Annotated in this window: 18 protein-coding genes and 1 pseudogene; 11 read left to right on the forward strand and 8 right to left on the reverse strand. The window is 71.9% G+C overall.

Annotation, left to right across the window (positions count from 1 at the left end):
* Window positions 1-33: 33 nt before the first annotated feature.
* Genes ACH34R_RS22950 through ACH34R_RS22970 form a run of 5 tightly spaced genes read left to right on the forward strand, consistent with a single transcriptional unit; the run spans window position 34 to window position 5,210 of the window.
* Complete coding sequence (locus tag ACH34R_RS22950; RefSeq protein ID WP_397563541.1) at window positions 34-1,551, forward strand: ABC transporter substrate-binding protein; 1,518 nt, start codon at window positions 34-36, stop codon at window positions 1,549-1,551.
* Between the two features lie 2 nt (window positions 1,552-1,553).
* Window positions 1,554-2,501 carry an ABC transporter permease gene (locus ACH34R_RS22955; protein WP_111169582.1) on the forward strand — a complete coding sequence of 316 codons (948 nt, stop codon included), beginning with the start codon at window positions 1,554-1,556 and terminating at the stop codon, window positions 2,499-2,501.
* Complete coding sequence (locus tag ACH34R_RS22960) at window positions 2,498-3,337, forward strand: ABC transporter permease (protein ID WP_397563542.1); 840 nt, start codon at window positions 2,498-2,500, stop codon at window positions 3,335-3,337. Before ACH34R_RS22955 ends, ACH34R_RS22960 begins: the two co-directional genes overlap by 4 nt.
* Window positions 3,334-4,263, forward strand: coding sequence for an ABC transporter ATP-binding protein (locus ACH34R_RS22965; RefSeq protein ID WP_397563543.1), 930 nt, complete (start codon window positions 3,334-3,336; stop codon window positions 4,261-4,263). Before ACH34R_RS22960 ends, ACH34R_RS22965 begins: the two co-directional genes overlap by 4 nt.
* A complete protein-coding gene (locus ACH34R_RS22970) occupies window positions 4,260-5,210 on the forward strand; it encodes an oligopeptide/dipeptide ABC transporter ATP-binding protein (protein ID WP_397563545.1) in 951 nt (316 codons plus the stop codon). Before ACH34R_RS22965 ends, ACH34R_RS22970 begins: the two co-directional genes overlap by 4 nt.
* Here ACH34R_RS22970 and ACH34R_RS22975 read toward each other — a convergent pair.
* Complete coding sequence (locus tag ACH34R_RS22975) at window positions 5,195-5,884, reverse strand: DJ-1/PfpI family protein (RefSeq protein ID WP_397563546.1); 690 nt, start codon at window positions 5,882-5,884, stop codon at window positions 5,195-5,197. The two genes, ACH34R_RS22970 and ACH34R_RS22975, sit on opposite strands and share 16 nt — an antisense overlap.
* A gap of 33 nt (window positions 5,885-5,917) precedes the next feature.
* On the opposite strand from ACH34R_RS22975, the gene ACH34R_RS22980 reads away from it, so the two are divergent.
* Together ACH34R_RS22980 and ACH34R_RS22985 are read left to right on the forward strand one after the other, a co-directional pair.
* Complete coding sequence (locus tag ACH34R_RS22980) at window positions 5,918-7,447, forward strand: GMC family oxidoreductase (protein ID WP_397563547.1); 1,530 nt, start codon at window positions 5,918-5,920, stop codon at window positions 7,445-7,447.
* Window positions 7,448-7,504: 57 nt separating this feature from the next.
* Complete coding sequence (locus ACH34R_RS22985; RefSeq protein ID WP_397563548.1) at window positions 7,505-9,196, forward strand: DEAD/DEAH box helicase; 1,692 nt, start codon at window positions 7,505-7,507, stop codon at window positions 9,194-9,196.
* Window positions 9,197-9,204: 8 nt separating this feature from the next.
* Here ACH34R_RS22985 and ACH34R_RS22990 read toward each other — a convergent pair whose 3' ends face one another.
* Together ACH34R_RS22990 and ACH34R_RS22995 are read right to left on the reverse strand one after the other, a co-directional pair.
* Window positions 9,205-9,861: a hypothetical protein gene (locus ACH34R_RS22990; protein WP_397563550.1), complete on the reverse strand. Its 657-nt coding sequence runs from the start codon at window positions 9,859-9,861 to the stop codon at window positions 9,205-9,207.
* A gap of 389 nt (window positions 9,862-10,250) precedes the next feature.
* Window positions 10,251-10,829 (reverse strand): protoglobin domain-containing protein, encoded by a 579-nt coding sequence (locus ACH34R_RS22995; RefSeq protein WP_397563551.1) that lies wholly within the window; start codon window positions 10,827-10,829, stop codon window positions 10,251-10,253.
* An 84-nt stretch (window positions 10,830-10,913) separates the two neighbouring features.
* Here ACH34R_RS22995 and ACH34R_RS23000 point away from each other — a divergent pair, with 84 nt between their 5' ends.
* A complete protein-coding gene (locus ACH34R_RS23000; protein WP_397563553.1) occupies window positions 10,914-11,582 on the forward strand; it encodes a type 1 glutamine amidotransferase in 669 nt (222 codons plus the stop codon).
* A 25-nt stretch (window positions 11,583-11,607) separates the two neighbouring features.
* Window positions 11,608-12,294: an MOSC domain-containing protein gene (locus ACH34R_RS23005; RefSeq protein ID WP_397563554.1), complete on the forward strand. Its 687-nt coding sequence runs from the start codon at window positions 11,608-11,610 to the stop codon at window positions 12,292-12,294.
* Between the two features lie 14 nt (window positions 12,295-12,308).
* Here the strand turns inward: ACH34R_RS23005 and ACH34R_RS23010 are convergent.
* Together ACH34R_RS23010 and ACH34R_RS23015 are read right to left on the reverse strand one after the other, a co-directional pair.
* Window positions 12,309-12,793 (reverse strand): annotated as a pseudogene (locus ACH34R_RS23010) (DNA glycosylase AlkZ-like family protein).
* A gap of 115 nt (window positions 12,794-12,908) precedes the next feature.
* The gene (locus tag ACH34R_RS23015) at window positions 12,909-13,643 is read right to left on the reverse strand and encodes an alpha/beta fold hydrolase (RefSeq protein ID WP_397563556.1); all 735 of its coding nucleotides are present in this window, start codon (window positions 13,641-13,643) and stop codon (window positions 12,909-12,911) included.
* Window positions 13,644-13,722: 79 nt separating this feature from the next.
* Here ACH34R_RS23015 and ACH34R_RS23020 point away from each other — a divergent pair, with 79 nt between their 5' ends.
* Window positions 13,723-14,697: a helix-turn-helix transcriptional regulator gene (locus tag ACH34R_RS23020; protein ID WP_397563557.1), complete on the forward strand. Its 975-nt coding sequence runs from the start codon at window positions 13,723-13,725 to the stop codon at window positions 14,695-14,697.
* 45 nt (window positions 14,698-14,742) lie between these two features.
* Here the strand turns inward: ACH34R_RS23020 and ACH34R_RS23025 are convergent, their stop codons facing one another.
* Entirely contained in the window at window positions 14,743-15,090 is a 348-nt protein-coding gene (locus ACH34R_RS23025) for a GNAT family N-acetyltransferase (RefSeq protein ID WP_397563558.1), read from the reverse strand.
* 127 nt (window positions 15,091-15,217) lie between these two features.
* Window positions 15,218-15,985 (reverse strand): enoyl-CoA hydratase-related protein, encoded by a 768-nt coding sequence (locus ACH34R_RS23030; RefSeq protein WP_397563559.1) that lies wholly within the window; start codon window positions 15,983-15,985, stop codon window positions 15,218-15,220.
* Window positions 15,986-16,086: 101 nt separating this feature from the next.
* Here ACH34R_RS23030 and ACH34R_RS23035 point away from each other — a divergent pair, with 101 nt between their 5' ends.
* Window positions 16,087-17,421 carry a PLP-dependent aminotransferase family protein gene (locus tag ACH34R_RS23035; protein WP_397563560.1) on the forward strand — a complete coding sequence of 445 codons (1,335 nt, stop codon included), beginning with the start codon at window positions 16,087-16,089 and terminating at the stop codon, window positions 17,419-17,421.
* Window positions 17,422-17,424: 3 nt separating this feature from the next.
* Here the strand turns inward: ACH34R_RS23035 and ACH34R_RS23040 are convergent, their stop codons facing one another.
* Window positions 17,425-18,792, reverse strand: a complete 1,368-nt coding sequence (locus ACH34R_RS23040) for a Dyp-type peroxidase (RefSeq protein ID WP_397563561.1) — start codon at window positions 18,790-18,792, stop codon at window positions 17,425-17,427.
* Window positions 18,793-18,968: the final 176 nt, after the last annotated feature.

The raw sequence follows: 18,968 nt of genomic DNA on the forward strand, positions 1-18,968 counted from the left end.
TTTATAGAACGTTCAATTTACAGGTGGGCCAATATGAGGATCAAGATCACGGCGTGCCTCCTGCTCGCGATGACCCTGGCTGCCGGCGGGTGCGGAACCGCCGAACCTCCCGCCGGCGACCCTTCGGGGCGCGGCGGGAGCCTCACCATCCTGCGTGCCGCCGACATCGACGGCTGGGACCCCGACAAGGCCATCCAACTCGCCACTTTCCAGACCCTGCCCCAGGTGATGGAGGGGCTGGTCCGCCCCTCGCCCGACGGGGCCTCGATCCAGCCCGGCCTGGCCGAGAAGTGGACGCTCGACGCCAAGGCCAAGACCATCACCTTCACCCTGCGCAAAGGGCTGACCTTCAGTGACGGGACGCCGCTGACCTCCAAGGACGCGGCGTTCTCGGTCGGCCTGTGGCGCAAGGGGCTGTCCATGGGCACCCTCTACGGGGCCATCACCGGCACCGCCACCCCCGACGACCGGACCCTCGTCATCAAGATGAAGAAGGCGAGCACGTTCACGCTCGCCTGGCTCGGCAACGGGTCCTCGATCGTGGTGCCGAAGGACTTCGGCGGCAAGAGCCGCGCGGACTTCTTCACCAAGCCCGTCGGGGCCGGGCCGTTCGTGGTGTCCTCCTACCAGCCGGGACAGCGCCTGGTACTGGAACGCAACCCCCGCTACCACGACCCCGCCCGGCCGTACCTGGACCGCCTCGTCTACGACGTGGTGGCCGACCCCAACCAGCAGCTCCTGCGCTACCAAAGCCGCCAGGCCGACGCCATCGAGGCCGTCCCGCTCGACCTGGCCGCCCAGATACCCGAAGAGGAACGGGTGCTGGTCCATCCCTCGGCCACCATCCACGGCATCTTCGTCAACGCCACCAAGGCCCCGGGCGACGACATCCACTTCCGGCGCGCGGTGAGCCTGGCCATCGACCGCGCCCGGTACGCCCAGGCGGTGTTCGGCGGGCTGGCCGCGCCCGCGACCGGCGGCCTGCCGCCCCGGGTGCAGGGGTCGGTCGGGTGCGGCTGCACCTACGAGACCGGGATCGACAAGGCCAAGGCCGAGCTGGCCAAGTCCTCCTACCGCCCGGGGACGAAGGTGGAGCTGGTGGTCGACGCGACCACCCCGTTCTCCACCCGGGCCGGCGAGACCGCGGCGGCGCAGCTCCGCGCGATCGGCATCGACGTCGATCTCCAGAAGCTGGAAGTCCAGGTGCTCGTGGACCGGCAGGCCAAGGGGGCCTACCACCTGTCGCTGGGCGAGGTCGGCAGCGTGTCCCCGACCGTGGGCGACATCTTCGGCCTGATCGTCGCCACCGGCGGGCTCTACTCCGGCCTGCCCATGAAGACCATCGAGGACGCCTTCGACCGGCTGGAGGTGGCGCGTACCGACGAGGAGCGCGGGGCCGCGGTACGGGTCGCCGAGACCTGGATCCACGACAACCTGCCCTACATCCCCACCGCCTTCCCCGACCGGCTGTTCGCCGTGTCGCCGAAGGTCAAGGGGCTCAAGGTCACGCCCTTCCTGTCCTACCCCGCCGACCTGCTCCAGGCGGGCTGAGCATGTCGGCCGGACGGCTGCGCTTCGTGGCCGCCAGGCTGGTCCAGGTACTGCCGGTGCTGACCGCGCTGCTGCTCATCGTCGTCCTGCTCCAGCAGTTGATGCCGGGGGACCCGGCCCGGGTGATGGCCGGGCCGCGGGCGACCGTTGAGCAGGTGGCGCAGGTCCGCCGGGACCTGGGCCTCGACCAGCCGATCTTCCTCCAGTTCTGGGCCTACCTGACGAACCTCGCCGAAGGCGACCTCGGCCGGTCCAACCGGACCGGAATCCCGATCTCGGCCATCGTCGGCGACCGCGCGGGCGCCACGCTGTGGCTGATGGCGGGCGGGCTCATCGTCAGCACCGCGCTGGCCGCGCCCGCCGCGCTGCTGATGGCGCTGCGCCCGCGATCGGTGGCGGCCAGGATCTGCGCGCGCTCGCTGACCATCCTGGTCAACTGCCCGCCGTTCTGGATCGGCCTGATGCTGGCCTCGGTGCTGGCGCTGCGCACCGGCTGGCTGCCGGTCGGCGGCTTCGGCGAGACCTTCGGCGAACGGCTGCGCTCGATGGTCCTGCCGTCGCTCACCATCGGGCTGGCCGCGATGCCGCTGCTGGCCCGCAGCGCGGCGGGCAGCCTGCGCCAGGTGCTCGCGGCCGACCATGTGACGACCGCGCGTTCGCTGGGGATCACCGGATGGCCGCTGGTGCGGCGGCACCTGCTGCGCAACGCGATGCCGCCGGCCGTCACGCTGCTGTCCGTCCAGGCCGCGGCGCTGCTGTTCGGCGCGGTCGTCGTGGAGCAGACCTTCGGCCTGCCCGGCCTGGGCGCCGAACTGGTCAGCGCCGCAGGTCAGCGGGACTTCCCAGTGGTCCAGGCGCTCACGCTGATCTTCGGCTGCGGCATCATCCTGATCAATCTGCTCGCCGACCTGTCGGTCGCGCTGCTCGACCCGAGGACGACCTGGCGATGACGGCGGTGACCTTCTTTCGCGCCCGCTTCCGGGCGCGCCGCGGCGGCGGCCGGGTGCGCTGGGTCGCGGTGACGCTGCTGGCCCTGGTGATCCTCGCGGCGATCTTCGCCCCCGTGCTGAGCCCGGACGACCCGGCGCGGCAGACGCTCGACCAGCTCCGGCCGCCGAGCGCCGACCACCCGCTCGGCACGGACGCGCTCGGCCGCGACGTGCTGTCCCGGATGCTGTACGCGCTGCGCACCGACCTGCTGCTGATGGTGTTCGCGGCGGGCCTGCCGATGCTGGCCGGCACGGTGATCGGCGCGCTGGCCGGATACTACGGCGGGCTGCTGGACGCGGCGGTGCGTTGGGTGGCCGACATCTTCCAGGCGCTGCCCGTGTACGTCCTGCTGATCGCGTTCGTGTTCGTGCTCGGGCCGGGGACGCCGTCCCTGCTGGTCGCGTTCGGCACGCTGGGCTGGATCGTGTACGCCCGGCTGATCCGCACCGAGGTGCGCCGGGTACGCGAGCGCGACTACGTCTCGGCCTCCTACCTGCTGGGCCTGTCGCACACCACGGTCCTGGTCAGGCACGTACTGCCGAACTCGCTGCGGCAGTCGCTGGTCTACCTGACCACGGACATGGGGCTGGCGCTCCAGGGCATCGCGGTCCTGTCGTTCTTCGGGCTGGGCGTCGAGGCCGGCACCCCGGAACTCGGCGCGATGGTGGCCGAGGCCCAGGTCCTGCTGCGCAGCCACTGGTGGCTGGCGGCGTTCCCGGGACTGATGATCATCGTGATCGGGTCGAGCGTCGCGGCGCTCGCCGATCGGTTCAACGAGGACGGGGAGGCGGGATGACGCTGCTCGCCGTGGACGAACTGCGCGTGACCGTACGCCGGCGCGGTACCGAGCTGACCGTGCTCGACGGGGTCTCCTTCGCGGTCGGGGCCGGGCAGTGCCTGGGCATCGTCGGCGAGTCGGGCTGCGGCAAGTCGCTCACCCTGCGCGCCACGATGGGACTGCTGCCGCCCGGCGCCACGCGTACCGGCGGCGACATCCGCGTGGGCCGCAGCGGGCTCGCGATGGTCTTCCAGGACTCCCACGCCTCCCTGGACCCCACCATGCGCGTCGGGACCTTCCTCGCCGACGTCGTGCGGCGGCGGCGCGGCGGCACGCGGGCCGCCGCCCGGCGGCAGGCGGCGGAACTGCTCGCGGCCGTCGGGGTGCCGGACCCGGACCTGCGACTGCGGGCCTACCCGCACGAACTCAGCGGCGGCACCCGGCAGCGGGTGTCGATCGCGCTGGCCCTGGCCACCGACCCGCGCGTACTGCTCTGCGACGAGCCGACCACGGCGCTGGACGTGACGTTGCAGGCCGAGATCCTGCGGCTGCTGGACACCGCCCGCGCCGAACGAGGGCTCGGCGTGGTGCTCGTCAGCCACGACGTGGCGGTGATCCGCCAGGTGGCCGACGTGGTGGCGGTGATGTACGCCGGGCAGATCGTCGAGGCCGGTCCGGCCGCCGACGTACTGGACCGGCCGCAGCACCCCTACACCCGGGCCTTGATCGGCGCGGTGCCCAGCCTGGACGGGCCGGTCGGCCCGTTCCGCCCGATTCCGGGCGCGCCGCCCGACCCCGCGGCCTACACCCCCGCCTGCCGGTTCCTGCCGCGCTGCGGCCACGGGGACGCGGCCTGCCGTGGCCCGGTGCCCGGCGTCCACGCGCTCGACCTGCGGCACCGCTCGTCGTGCGTCCACTCGACTCATCACAAGGAGCGCACATGAGCGAGCCGATACGCGTGGAGAACCTGACCGTGACCTACGCCGTGCGGACCGGGCTGCTGCGCTCGCGCGACGTCCTGGCGGTGGACCGGGCCGACCTGACGCTCGCCAGGGGCGAGATCCTCGGGCTGGTGGGGGAGAGCGGGTGCGGCAAGTCGACGCTCGGCCGGGCGATCGTCGGCCACGCCCGCCCGGCGTCCGGCCGGGTCCTGCTGGACGGCCTGCCCACGCCGAGGCGGCGGCCACCGGGCATGCGCCGCCGGGTCCAGATGATCTACCAGGACCCGGGGTCGTCCCTCGATCCGCGTCGCACGGTGTTCCAGACGCTGGCCGAGCCGCTGCGCGCGCACCGCGCGGTCCCCGCCGATCAGGTCGGCCCCCGGGTCCGCGAACTGCTCGGCATGGTCGGATTGGGCGAGGAGCACCTGCGGGTACGGCCGCGCGAACTGTCCGGAGGGCAGCGGCAGCGGGTCGCCATCGCGCGGGCGCTCGCCGTGGAGCCGGACGTGCTGGTCGCCGACGAGGCGGTGGCCGCGCTGGACGCGTCCGTGGCGGGGGCGGTGCTCAACCTGCTGCGCGAGCTGCGCGAACGGCTCGGCCTGACGGTGCTGTTCATCTCGCACGACCTGGCCACGGTACGCGGGCTGTGCGATCGGGTCGCGGTGATGTACCTGGGATCCATCGTGGAGGAGGGGCCGGTCGCGGAGATCTTCGCGAGCCCCGGCCACCCGTACACGCGCGTACTGCTCGACGCGGTCCCCTCGCGGGAGCGGCAGCGGCCGGGAGACGCGCCGCTGGGCGAGCCGCCGAGCCCGCTGCACCTGCCGCCCGGCTGCCGCTTCCATCCGCGCTGCCCGGCGGCGGAGGAGCGCTGCCGCACGACCGCCCCGCCGGAGGTGCGGCGGGGCGGGCGGCGGGTCGCCTGTCACCTGGCCTATGAGGGGGTCTGAGCGGTCTGCTGGGCCCAGGACGGGCCGTAGGAGCGGGACAGGGCGTCCCGCATGAACCGGGTGACATCGGCGGGGGCCTTCTCCACCGAGCCGGAGTCGTGCGGCGGCTGCGGGTCGTACTCGATGCCGAGCTGCACCGCCTGGGCGTACCAGGCGCCCTGGAGCCGGTCGCAGACCGTCAGGGCCATGTCGATGCCGGAGGAGACCCCGGCCGCCGTGATGATCTTGCCGTCCTCGACCACCCGCTCCGACACCGGCTCGGCCCCGAAGCAGCGCATGCTCTCCAGCTCGTACCAGAAGGTCGTGGCGCGGCGGCCCTGGAGCAGGCCGGCCGCGCCGAGCAGCATCGAGCCGGTGCAGACCGAGGTCGTCCAGACGGTGGTCTCGTGCACCTGGCGCAGCCAGGACAGGATCGTCTCATCGGCCAGGTAGCGCGTGGTGGTGCTGCCGCCGGAGACCACCAGCAGGTCCGGCCGCGGCATGCTGTCCAGCGGCTCGGCGACGAGCCCGAAGCCCGGCTGGTCGGCGGCGACCATCCCCGGCGTCGCGGACACGAACCGCACCTTGGGGTCCGGCAGGCGGCTCAGCACCTCGAACGGCCCTGTCACGTCCAAGGCGGTGAATCCGTCGTAGATGAAGATGGCGACGTCCACGTTCGGCACCTGCTCTTCCATTGATTTTATCGTTCGATCGATTAAACTCCCTCCATGGTAAGCGCCAGGAACGTCCCAGACCAGCTCGTGCGCGCGGATGTCGCGGTCATCGGCGGCGGCACGGCCGGGGCGGTCGTCGCCGGGCGGCTGATCGAGAACACGTCCCTGTCCGTGGTGGTCGTCGAGGCCGGGCCGGACTACGGGCCGCTGGCCGCCGGGCACTGGCCGCGCGAACTGCTGGACAGCACGACGCTGCCGGAGACGCACGACTGGGGCTACCGCGGCCCCGGCGCGGCTCCCGGTGCCGAGCTGGCGTTCGAGCGGGCCCAGGTGATCGGCGGCTGCTCCGCGCACAACGGCTGCTCGCAGACCGCCGGGCTCGCCTCCGACTACCTGGCGTGGGGGCTGTCGTGGACCGGGGAGACGCTGGCCGGGGCGTTCAAGGAGAGCGCGGCCCGGCTGCGCGTCCGGCGCGACGACGACGACCAGCTCACGCCGTTCCAGGCCGCGGCGATGGCCGCGATGGTCGAGTGCGGCCTCCCGCGCACCGACGACCTCGACGACCTGTACGGCGGCGCCGGCTGCGGCCCCTCACCGGTGAACAACCCCGGCGGCGTGCGCTGGAACACCGGGTTCGCCTACCTCGATCCGGTGCGCGGGGAGAACCGGCTGCGGGTCATCGACCGGGCGGTGGCCGACCGGCTGGAGTTCGGCGGTTCGGCGGCGCGCCGGTTGCACCTGCTGCGCGGCGGGGAGCGGCTGGTGGTCGAGGCCGATCGGTTCGTGCTGTGCGGCGGCGCGTACGGCAGCCCGGAGGTGCTGCTGCGCAGCGGCGTCGGCCCGGCCGACGAGCTGCGCGCGCTCGGCGTACGGCCCGCCCTCGACCTGCCCGGCGTCGGCCGCAACCTGCACGACCACCCCATGGCCGAACTCCGCTTCGCGGCGGGCGACGAACTCGCCCGCCGGCTCACCGGCCACGCGCGGCTGCGGCCCCTGCCGGACGAGCAGGTGATCGGCAAGGCCCGCTCGGCCGCCGGTCGCGAGCCGTACGACCTGCACCTGCTGCCCTGGACCGGCCGCACGGACGACGGTTGGATGTGCGTGCTGCCCGCCGCCTGCCTCACCCCGCGCTCGCGCGGCGCGCTCCGGCTCACCTCGCCCGACCCGCTGGCCAGGCCCGCCATCGACCACGGCTACCTGACCGACGACGCCGACCTCGCGGCGCTGCGGGCCGGCGTCGAGCTGTGCCGCGACATGGCGGCCTCGGCGGCACTGGGGCCGCTGCTCGGCGCGCCGCTGGACGAGTTCACCGCCGACCCGCGGCCGAGCACGGAGCTGCTGCGCGCGTCCGCCGCGCACTACTGGCACCCGGTGGGCACCTGCGCCCTCGGCCCCGACCCGTCGGCGGGCGCGGTGGTGGACCCGGCCGGGCGCGTACACGGCAGCGACAACCTGTGGGTCATCGACGCCTCGATCATGCCGGTCATCCCGCGGGCGACCACCAATCTGCCCGTCGTGGCCCTCGCCGAACATCTCGCCGGCGCACTGGCCGATAATGGGTGGCCGTGGAGTGGCCTATCGTAATCATCCGATACAGTGAACCGGCCTTGTCCATTACTGATCTTGGAGGAGGCGCGGACGATGACCGTGAGAACGTCCGAGGACACAGCCAGCTTCGCCGATCTGACCCTGCGGCCTGAGCTGCTCAACGCCCTGTCCACGCTGGGCTACGAGGAGCCCACCCCGATCCAGTGCGAGGCGATCCCGCCGTTGCTGGACGGGCGCGACCTGCTCGGGCAGGCGGCCACCGGCACCGGCAAGACCGCCGCGTTCGCGCTGCCGGTGCTCCAGCGCATCCCGCCGCGCGACGGCGAAGGCGACCCGGTGGCGCTGGTCCTCGTGCCCACCCGCGAGCTGGCCGTTCAGGTGTCGGAGGCGTTCCACCGCTACGGCCGCGACCTCGGCACACGCACCCTCCCGATCTACGGCGGGGCCCCGATCGGCCGCCAGTTGCAGGCGCTCAAGCGCGGCGTGGACGTCGTGATCGCGACCCCCGGGCGGGCGCTCGACCACATCGCCAGGGGCACCCTCCGGCTCGGCGGCGTGCGCACGGTCGTGCTGGACGAGGCCGACGAGATGCTCGACATGGGCTTCGCCGACGACATCGAGGAGATCCTCCAGGCGACCCCCGAAGACCGCCAGACGGTGCTCTTCTCGGCGACGGTCCCGCCCCGCATCAACGGCATCGCCCGCCGCCACCTGCGCGATCCGATCCGCATCGAGATCCGGCGCGAGCCCACCGAGCCCGGCACCGCCCCGCTGGTACGCCAGAGCGCCTACGTCGTCGCCCGCGCGTACAAGCCCGCGGCGCTCGGCCGCCTGCTCGACGTCGAGGCCCCCACGGCCGCCCTGGTCTTCTGCCGCACCCGCGAGGAGGTCGACCAGCTCACCGAGACGCTGAACGGGCGCGGCTACCGCGCCGAGGCGCTGCACGGCGGGATGAGCCAGGAGCAGCGCGACCGGGTGATGGCCCGGCTGCGCAACGGCACGGCCGACCTGCTGGTCGCCACCGACGTGGCCGCCCGCGGCCTCGACGTCGAACAGCTCACCCACGTCGTCAACTACAACGTGCCCTCCGCGCCCGAGTCGTACGTCCACCGCATCGGCCGCGTCGGCCGGGCCGGGCGCGAGGGCGTCGCGCTCACCTTGGCCGAGCCGCGCGAGCACCGCATGCTCAAGGCCATCGAGCGGGCGACCGGGCAGCGGATCACCGTCGAGAAGATGCCCACGGTCGCCGACCTGCACGCCCGCCGTCTGGAGCTGACCCGGGCCGCGCTGGAGGAGACCCTGCTCCAGGACGACCTGGAGACCTACCGGGTCGTGATCGAGTCGCTGACCGACGAGTTCGAGCTGATGGACGTGGCCCTCGCCGCGGTGAAGCTCACCCACGAGTCCGGCGGCGGCTCCCTCGACGAGGAGGAGATCCCCGAGCCTGCCCAGCGCCCCACCCAGGACAAGCGCACCCACCGCGAGCCGGGCGGCGGCCAGAAGTGGCGCGACTTCGCCCCGAGCCGCGGCATGGTCCGCCTGTTCCTCGGCCTCGGCCGCAACGCGGGCGTCCGCCCGCAAGACCTGGTCGGCGCGATCACCGGCGAGTCCCGCCTGAGCGGTCGCGACATCGGCGCCATCGAGATCTCCGACCGCTTCTCCCTGGTAGAGGTCCCCGAGAACGCGGCCGAAGACGTGATCCAGGCCCTCCGCCACACCACCATCAAGGGCCGCAAACCCACCATCCGCCGCGAACGCCACACCCCCCGCCGCCCGCCCCGCTGAACCCCCCGCTACTCCCCATCGGTCCCGGCGTACTCCTGCGGGCATTCCGGCCCCTTGGCGGGGCTGCACACCGCGATCGCGTTGACCCAGCGATCGGTGATGATCCGGCCGTCGTACCGGTAGGTGACCTCGATGTGGGTCCGGGTGGCGCGTCCGCCGGGCTGGAGGACCTGAAATCCCAGCAGCAGCTCCCACCCCTTCTTACGCGGCCGGCCGCCTTCCGCCGGGATCACGAAACCCTCGGCGCGGCTCAGCGGGCCCAGGTCGCGCTCGCGGGGTGGGAAGCCGTCGAGCGCCTGGCGGAGGGCGTATCTCCGGTCGTATCCGGCGATCAGTGTCCCGGTGTGCCGGAGGCCGGAGCCGGTGAGCCGTACTTTGACGGCGAGGACGGTCACCGGCCCGTCGCCGAAGTTCAGAAAGTGGTTCCATCCGTCGGTGAACACCGCGCCCTGGTCGCGGCGTATCGCGTAACCGGTCGGCGGCGACGACCGCAGCGGCCCCTCGCCTGGGTACAGGTCCCGCTCGTCCACCGGGGACGGGGGCGATGCTTCGGGGAGCCGGTCGGCCGGTGTGAACGAGCAGCCGACCGGCACGGGTGAGCAGGCCGCCATGATCAGCAGTCCGACGCGCCACCGGCGTTTTCGCGGTACATCGCGCAAGGTCACTTGGCGTCCTATCGCCGCCGGACAAAAGTGAGCATAGAGATGGACCGCTGGAAAAGCCGGGGCTTGCGGGAAGCGGGTGGCGGTGTGCGGCTGGGGGCACTCCTCGGCCGATGAGATGCCGAGCGTCCTACGGAACTCTGGCCGGGCGGGGAAACGGCCGTCGGCGGCATTCAGGAGGTAACGAAGTAGCGGGTGTTGCTCTGACATGTCCGCCTTCGGGGCATAAAAAGATCGATGCCTCATTGTCGGCGGTCAGACGCATGACCGCGCTCCGGCCCTCGGCTTCCCCCCGGAGCGCGGGCGTCTGTCGTCTACCGATGATCGCCGGCATCGGCGCATGGCCGTACACCGCGAAATCGGCAGTGGTCAGGCGGCCGGGTGGACCGCCGTCACCACTCCTTGCCGTCGCCGTAGGCGCGGGCCCACAGCGCGACCTGGAGCACCACGGCCTTGAACCACGCCTGGAACATCGCCTCCACCTGCTCGGCGGAGTGCCCCTTGCGCTCCAGGAACGGCCGGATGGTGGCCGTGATCGGGTAGATCAGCCCGATGACGTGGCGCAGCGCCACGTAGGACGGGGCGTTGGCCGAGTCGGTGTGGTTCTTCTTCGCGGTCGTGTGGCGCAGGCCGATCTCGTGCTGGTAGTCGAGCCAGCTCTGGTCGTACGGCCGGCGGCAGGTGTCCAGGATCCACTGGCCGAAGCGGGCCCGTACCCGGGCGAGGTACTGGTCCACCGGCTGCCCCTCGGGGGTGGAGAAGGAGGCCAGCAGGTGCGGGTTGGCGCCGACGAAGCCGTACCAGACGTCCAGGACGTCTTCGACCTGGCTCTCCAGCACAGCGCCCGCCAGGCGAAGCGCCGCTTCGTCCTCCGGGCCGAACAGCACGCTCGCCCGCAGGTCCTTCAGGTCGTCAAGCGTGACCGGGGAACTCGCGGCGCTGCCATAGGTGTACCCCTCGATGACCGTCACCGATCCTCCTCATATAGTTAGGACTCCTATGTTTATAGTTGGCATCATGGACCACACGGCACGGCAGGGTCAAGGAGGGCACGCATGACGAACTGGCTAGTGGTGCAGCACATCGACTTCGAGGGGCCGGGAAGCATCGCGACCGTCGCGGCGGAACGCGGCGTCTTACTCGAAACGCGCAAGCCGTACCTCGGCGACGCGCTTCCCTCTGTGGACGAGATCGACGGCCTCGTGGTGATGGGCGGCCCGATGGGCGCGCTCGACGATGCCGAGCACCCGCATCTCGCGATCGAGCGGGCGCTGCTCGCCGAGGCGGTCAAGCGCGGGATGCCGGTGCTCGGCGTCTGCCTGGGCGCGCAGCTCATGGCCGCCGCGCTGGGCGCGGAGATCTTCCAGGGACCGGCCCCGGAGATCGGCCTCGGCACGGTCTCGCTGACCGAGGACGGGTTCCGTGACCCGGTGTTCGGCCCGGCGGGACGGCTGCTGCCGGTGTTCCACTGGCACGGCGACACGTTCACCGCGCCGCCCGGCACAGTGCGGCTGGCCCAGTCCGCGGACTACCCCAACCAGGCGTTCCGGGCCGGGGAGCGGGCGTACGGCCTGCAGTTCCACGTGGAACTCGACGGCGGCCTGCGCGACGCCGTCACGCCGCACCTGCCGGAGGGCGTGAAGCTCGACCCCACGGAGGCCGACGTCGTCGAGTCGACCGGGCGCGCGCTCCTCGGCCGGCTGCTGGACCGGCTGCTGTCGTGAAGGCGCTCATGAAAGTGCGCGTGTGATGAAGGTGCTCGCGATTTACGTCGGCCGGGTCGGCTCCCTCCAGTGGAAGGGCCGGCCCGTGCCGTCGGGCTTCGTCAAATCCCCCGTACGGGGGCCGGTGAAGCTCAGCGTGGACGGGCTCGACGGCGACGAACAGGGCGACCTGCGCCACCACGGCGGGCCGAACAAGGCCGTGTGCATCTACCCCAGCGAGCACTACCCGCATGTGGAGGCGGCCTTCGGCGGGCGGTTCGGCCCGGCGGGCTTCGGGGAGAACTTCACCACGGAGGGGATGGTCGACTCCGAGGTGATCATCGGCGCGACGTACCGCGTCGGCACCACGATCGTCCAGGTCAGCCGGCCCCGGCGACCGTGCTACAAACTCGCCGCCCGCCACCCCGAGATGCCGAACGCCGAACGACTGCCCACCACCCTGCAAGCGATGTCCCGCACCGGCTTCTACCTGCGCGTGCTCAGCCCGGGGCAGGTGGCCGCCGGGCAGTCCTTCCACCTGCTGGACACCCCCGACCACGGCCTGACCATCGCCGAGGTGAACCGGGTCATGAACGTCGACCGGCGTGACCTCGACGGGGTGCGCCGCCTGCTCACCGCCCGCGATCACCTTCCCGGCCACTGGGTGGACACCCTCACCGCCCGCCTCACCGACCACTACGACGACGACTCCGCCCGCCTGGAGGGCACCTGATCGAATCCGGGCGGTCAGGTGGTGGGCTGGAGAAAGCGGGTCACAGCCGAGGCTTCCCTATCGATCAGGGCCTGGACCTGCGACGACAAGGGCTCGAACGCGTCCACCTCAACACGGCGTCCGGCGTCACGGCGGGTCCAGGTGGCGATGGCCAGACCGTCCGCGAGGACCGTGGGGCGGATGACGCCGCCGCCCGGCCGAGGTGAGCGGCGGGAATGGACGACGCTCTGGTGCGGTAGCCGACGAGATAGTTGTCGTAGGCAGGCAGCAGCCGCACATCAGGGGTGGCCGGAATGCCCGGAGGTTCCGCCTTCCGTCCGGTCGGTACGCTCAGCGTGCCGTACTCGGTGATCGAGCCGGTCCGCCCCACGATCTTCCAGGCTCTGCGGGCCAGGGTGATCGGCAGACCCGACCAGACCACGAAGTCGTTCACCCCGACGGGCGCGTGGGCGCGAAGGTAGCGGCGGTGCCCTCCTCCCACCCTGAGTCCCCGCCGCACGACGGCCTCGGCGGAGGTCTCCCGGACCCCGCTGGCCAGGGCTTGCGCGTGGGCGGGCCCGCATTCTGCGGATGAGTTCCTGCGTCGGCATCGGATGTGCCGTCCCCCGGCAGCGTCAGGAGACCGTCGCGTGAAGAACGTCGGCAAGCTCGCCGGGCGTGGACAGCATCGGCCAATGCCCGGTGGACAGGTCGAATCGCCGCCACGGCGGCTGGTTCAGGAACGCCAGCATCGGCACCCCGGCATCCAGCAGCGCCCGGAAGTCGTTGCAGGCGATCAGTACGCGGTCCACTCCGGGCCCCGGCTCGGTCAGGCCGGTGAGCCGCTGCTCGTAGGTGCCGAACGGCTGGGGCACGGCCTTCGCGCGCATGAGGTCGCGCTGCTCCTCGCCGAGCCCCTCCAGGCTGCCGAACGAGCCGAGAACCTCGAAGGACGGCACCGGCAGCCGCCACCCCTCCCCGTGGTCGGCGACCTGCTTGCTCAACTGCTCCGCCGCCTCCGGCGGCATGAGGTCCAGCATGCCCATACCCTCGGCGAACGGGGCGCTGTCGAGGTAGACCAGACGCTCCAGCCGCGATCCCAGACGCCCGGCGGCCCCGGCGACGGGAGCCGCCGCGTAGCTGTGCGCCACCAGCGTGACATCGTGCAGGCCATGCCGGTCGACGGCCGAGACGATGTCGTCGATGTGGGTGTCCAGGTTCGTTTCCGCGGTCGCCTGGCCGGCGCGTTCGCCGAGGCCCGTCAGCGTCACCGGCAGCACGGTGTGGCCGCGCTCCCGCAGCGCACGGGTGGTGTCTTCCCAGGCCCAGGCACCCAGCCAAGCGCCGGGAACGAGTACGAAAGTAGCCACGCGATTCTCCCTTTCGAGGTGGTAGTGCGAGCGTAGGGTCAATACAGGACAGTTTCCGCCCTGTTATTGCGAGTGATCCATGTCTCATCCCCTGACGCGCGTGCTCGCCCTGCTCGAACTCCTCCAGACGCACGCCGGACTCACCGGCACCCAACTGGCCGACCGCCTGGGCACCGACGTCCGCACCGTGCGCCGATACATGGCGCACCTGCGGGAACTCGGCATTCCCGTGGAGTCCGACCGTGGCCGCTACGGCGGCTACCGGCTGGCCCGCGGCTACCGGATGCCGCCCCTGGTGCTCACGAACGACGAGGCCCTCGCGGTCGTCCTGGGCCTGCTCGCCGGAGAACGGCTGGGCATGAGCGGCACCGCGCCGGCCGGCGCCGGCGCCCTGGCCAAGATCGAGCGAGTACTGCCGCAGGCCCTGCGGGAACCGCTCGCCGCCATGCGCGACACCCTGTCGTTCACCGCCGGCACGGTGAACGCTCAGGCCCCGGAAACCGGCGTCCTGCTGGCCCTGGCCCAGGCTTCCCGCTCCCAGCGAAGTGTCACCTTGCGCTACCGGTCCTGGCGCCAGGAACACAGCGAACGCGACCTGGACCCGTACGGCATCGTCTTCCATGGCGGGCGCTGGTACGTCATCGGCCACGACCACCTGCGCGACGGCCTGCGCACGTTCCGCATCGACCGGATCGCCTCCATCACCCCCCGCGACGCCACCTTCACCGCCCCGGCCGGCTTCGACCCGGTCACCCACCTCGCCGCCGCCCTGGCGCAGGCCCCCTACCGCTGGCAGGTCGAGGTCCTCATCGACGGCCCTCTCGGTGAGATCGCGCGACGGCTACCGAACAGCATCGCCACCCTCACCGACCAACCCAACGGTGTCCTGATGCGCGCCCGGGCGGAACGCCTGGACGGCATGGCCCACCTCCTCGCCTCCCTGGAGTGGCCCTTCACCATCCACAGCCCCGACGAACTGCGCCAAGCCCTCAAGGACCTGGCGAGCCGGCTCACCGCGGTCGCCGAACGACGACCGGAGGCCGTGTCGCGGTAAATCCCGGATTCACCGCGACAATGGCACGCTCCTGCTGGATACCGGTCAGGCGGTGGTGAAGGAGATCCACACATCCGGGGGAATATCGGGCCGGTCCGGGACCGGCCGGCGTTCCTCCGTCCACGAGTCACCGGCGATCTCGGCGGCCACGCGCCGCCAGAACGCGACCGCCGCCGCGTTGGAGTCCTGGAAGGCGACCTTCCACGGACCGGGGTGCCGGGAGATCACCTCCCGCACGACTCCCATCCCGATCCCCGCCCGGCGCTGGTCCGGACGTAGCCGGTCACTGTGATAGGTGGCGTCGGGGCTGGGCGGTCCGCCCTGGAACTCCGCCATATCGTGGCGGAACATCAGCCAGAGCCGCTCGACGATAGGACGGTCCGCAGCGTTCACCCGTCCATGCACGTGACAACGACCTGTTGTCGCGTACACGAGCGACCATCGGCCCGGCTGAACAGCCGATCCATTCTTCAGGGCGCTACGCGACTCCGGCACGTCATCCGGTACACCAATCCGGCCGCTAGCCGTTCCGGTGCAGGAAGCGGTCCAGGCCGGTCCGGACTCCCTCGGTGGGGACGGTGGCCGCGAAGGAGGCCGCCTCCACCGCCAGGGCCTCGTCGATGGGGAGGTTGAGGCCGCGGGTGACCGCGCGCAGGCAGGCCGTCACCGCCGTGGGCGCGTGCCGTACCACGCGGGCGGCCAGGGCGCGGGCCGCGCCGAGCAGGTCGGCGGCCGGTACGACGGCGTTGACCAGGCCGATCTCGGCCGCCCTGGCCGCCGGGATCGGGTCGCCGGTGAGGATCATCTCCAGCGCGCGCTTGCGCCCGACGTGCCGGGGCAGCCGCTGCGACCCGCCGAACGGCGGCGGGAAGCCGAGTGTGATCTCCGGCTTGGCGAACCGCGCGTGCTCGGCGGCGATGGCCAGCGGGGCGGCCTCCACGATCTCGCAGCCGCCGCCGTAGGCCAGGCCGTTGACCGCGACGATCACCGGCTTGGGGAACTCCTCGACGCGCCGGGTCAGCCCGTGGCCGCGCCGGACGATCTCGCGCAGCGCCCGTTCCGGGCCGCCCGCGATGCTGGCGGCCAGTGACGGGATGTCGGCCCCCGCGCTGAACGCCCTGTCGCCCGCGCCGGTCAGGATGACCGCCCGCACGGAGTCGTCGGCCTCGGCGTGGTCGAGTTCGGCGAGCAGCGCGTCGATCATCGGATAGTCCAGGGCGTTGAGCTTGGCCGCCCGGTCGAGGGTGAGGGTGAGCAGGTCGCCTTGGTGGTCGCGCCGGACGCTCATGCCGGGTGCTCCGTTTCGCCGGGGACGTGAACGCGTCCAGGCTAGGAGCACCGACCCAGGACGATCCAATCATCGTCCTAGATACAAGTAGGGTCGGGGGCATGCGCCCGCCGTCGTACAAGGCCATCGTCGAGGAGTTCGCCACGGCCATCAGGTCCGGCGCGCTGCCCGGCGGCACCCGGTTGCCGCCGCACCGTGCCCTGGCCCGCAGCCGGCGGATCGCGCTCGCCACCGCCACCCGGGTGTACGCCGAGCTGGCCGCGCTCGGGCTGGTCGTGGGGGAGCCGGGGCGGGGCACGTTCGTGCGGGTGCTGTCCGGCTACGACGGCCTGAACCCCTCCCGCGCGCTGCCGGTGCCGCGCCTGGCCGACCTTTCGTTCAACCAGCCGCTCGCGCCCGGCCAGGGCGACCTGCTGCGGCGGTCGCTGCGCGCGCTGGCCGCCTCGGGCGACGCCGAGGCGCTGCTGCTCCAGCACCCGCCGGGCGGGCGCGGCCCCGACCGGGCGATCGTGGCCACCTACCTGCTCGGACGCGGGATCGACACCGTACCGGACACCGTGCTGCTGACCAGCGGCACCCAGCAGGCCCTGGACACGGTGCTGCGCGGCCTGACCCGCCCGGGCGACGTCGTGGCCGTGGACGCGCTCAGCTATCCCGGCATCAAACTGCTGGCCGCCGCGCACGGCCTGGACCTCGCGCCGGTACCGGTGACCGCGTCCGGCCCCGACCTTGACGCGCTCGACCGGCTCTGCCGTACCCGGCGGATACGCCTGATCTACACGATTCCGACCGTGCACAACCCGCTCGGCTGGGTGCTCGACCACGAGCAGCGCGCCCGCCTGGTCGGCACGGCCCGCGCGCACGACTGCGTGATCGTCGAGGACGGCACCTACGCGTTCCTGGAGGCGGCCTCGCCGCCGCCGGTACAGGCCCTCGCCCCCGAGCGCACCTGCTACGTGGCCGGGCTGTCGAAGAACGTGGCGACCGGATTGCGGTTCGGCTTCGCCGTGGTGCCGCCCCGGTACGCCGGGGCGGTCACCAGGGCGCTGCGCGCGGCGGCGTGGGGCGCGCCGGGGCTGATCACCGCGCTGGTCACCGGGTGGCTGGCGGACGGCACGGTCGAGCGCCTGGAACGCGCCCGCCGCGAGGACGCCGCCGCCCGCCAGGAGATCGCCCGGGACGTACTGGCCGGGGTGCGCGTCACCGCGCACCCCGCCTCTTACCTGGTGTGGCTGGAACTCCAGCCGCACCAGCGCCCCGACCACGTCGCGGACGCGCTGGCCGGGGCGGGCATCCTCGTCTCGACCGCCGACGCCTTCGCCACCGGCGCGTACCGGCCGCACGCGCTACGGCTGGCCCTCGGCACACCGCCGCGCGACGAACTCGGCCCCGCGCTGCGCCGCCTGCGACGGACCCTCGACGAGATCCCGATGTGACGCCTACAGGCTGCGCAGATAGGCGAGGGACGGCATGAAGAAGTACTCGCCGCCCTTCATAGTGATCGTCTGCGCCACCTGCGGGATCGAGGGCGACAACTCCGGCTGCCCCCAGACCTTGGGGAACGTCACCTTGATGTCCCGCTCCCCCTGACCGATCACCGGATCATGGCCGGTGCCCGGGGCCGGGAACTCCGGCGCGTTCGCCCACTTCTCCTGGGTGAACTCGAACTGGTCGAGCAGGCGGGCGTTGAACGACATGAACAACAGCCCGACCCCCGAACTCGGCCGGTTCTCCGGCGGGGAGTCGTCGGTCGGGTCGTCGGTGCGCACGCCGTAGGTCTGCCCGCGCCGGACCATCAGCACGTCCCGCCCGAACGACCGCGGGTTGCTCTTGCGGATGTGGCTGCTGACCGGGCACTTGCTCCCGGGGTCGGCGTCGAAGTTGAAATCGTTGCTCACCGGCCCGCCCGCGGGCAGCGGCTTGTCGGTCAGCGGCGTGCCGTCGCGGAAGCGGCCGAACAGCATCGCGCCCGCCCGGTCGCGGTCCGCGCCGACCAGGCCGAGTTCGTCGGCGAGGTCGCGTTCGATCTGGTGGAACGCGCGGACGTCCTGCTCCAGCTTGCGGAACACCAGGTAGCTGCCGTGATGGGCGGCCGGGTTGGGCGCGAGCGGGTCCTGGGCCAGGATGTTCTCCAGCGGGAACGCCGGGTTCCAGTGCTCCTTCGGCTCCTTGTCCACCTCGTCCTTGACGAACAGCGGCTGGCTGCGGCCGTCCACGTAGCCGAAGTGCTCGATGCCCTCACCGGCGGCGTTGTGCATGCCCCTGCCGGTCTCCTCGCCGAGCACCCGGGCCGATCTGGGCAGCTCGCCGATGATCTCCCTGCGGAGCCGTGCGACCGGTTCGGGCCGGGCGTCGCCGATCAGGATCACGGCGTGGATGTCCTGCTGGTAGGCGCTCTCCCATTGGTCGGCGGGCGGGTCGTTGATCACGGCCACCCGCCGCTTCATTCCGTCGCGGAAGACCACGTCGTCGAACTTTCCGACCTCTACTTCCGAATGACCGAGATCCCGGTATCCGGCCTTGCTAATGCCGACCCCCACGTAAGGAGTGCCGCGCCTGCCGTTAAGGTTGAAGTCGCGCACTTCGGCGAGGTGCTTACGCGCCGACTTCACCTTCCTGGCCAGCCCGCGGAGATACCGCCGGCCCTCTCTGGCGTTGTTGAACCGCACGAACAGCACGGACAGGTGCTCGCGCACATGGGCGCGCAGGATGTTCGCCTGCAGATTGTCGAGCATCGCCTTGGTGTCCGCGTCGAGCGTGGCCGAATCCCAGGCCAAGGGTTGATCGTTTTTCAGGTCGACGGGCATGCCGTCTCCTTTCCCCCTGTGTTGATGCGTGCGATTTCACCCACTGGGTGCAACCGGGCCCCCTACGCATTCCCCACTTCTTAGGACTCCCGGGGGAGCGGATTTGTTTCCGCAATTCGGGAAATCCCGCTTTTTTCTTTTGCCGGTATAATGGTGCGGATCGGGCCGCGCACCGC

Origin of the sequence: Spongiactinospora sp. 9N601, from assembly GCF_044326295.1 — a bacterium.
GTDB classification, from domain to species: Bacteria; Actinomycetota; Actinomycetes; order Streptosporangiales; family Streptosporangiaceae; genus Spongiactinospora; species Spongiactinospora gelatinilytica.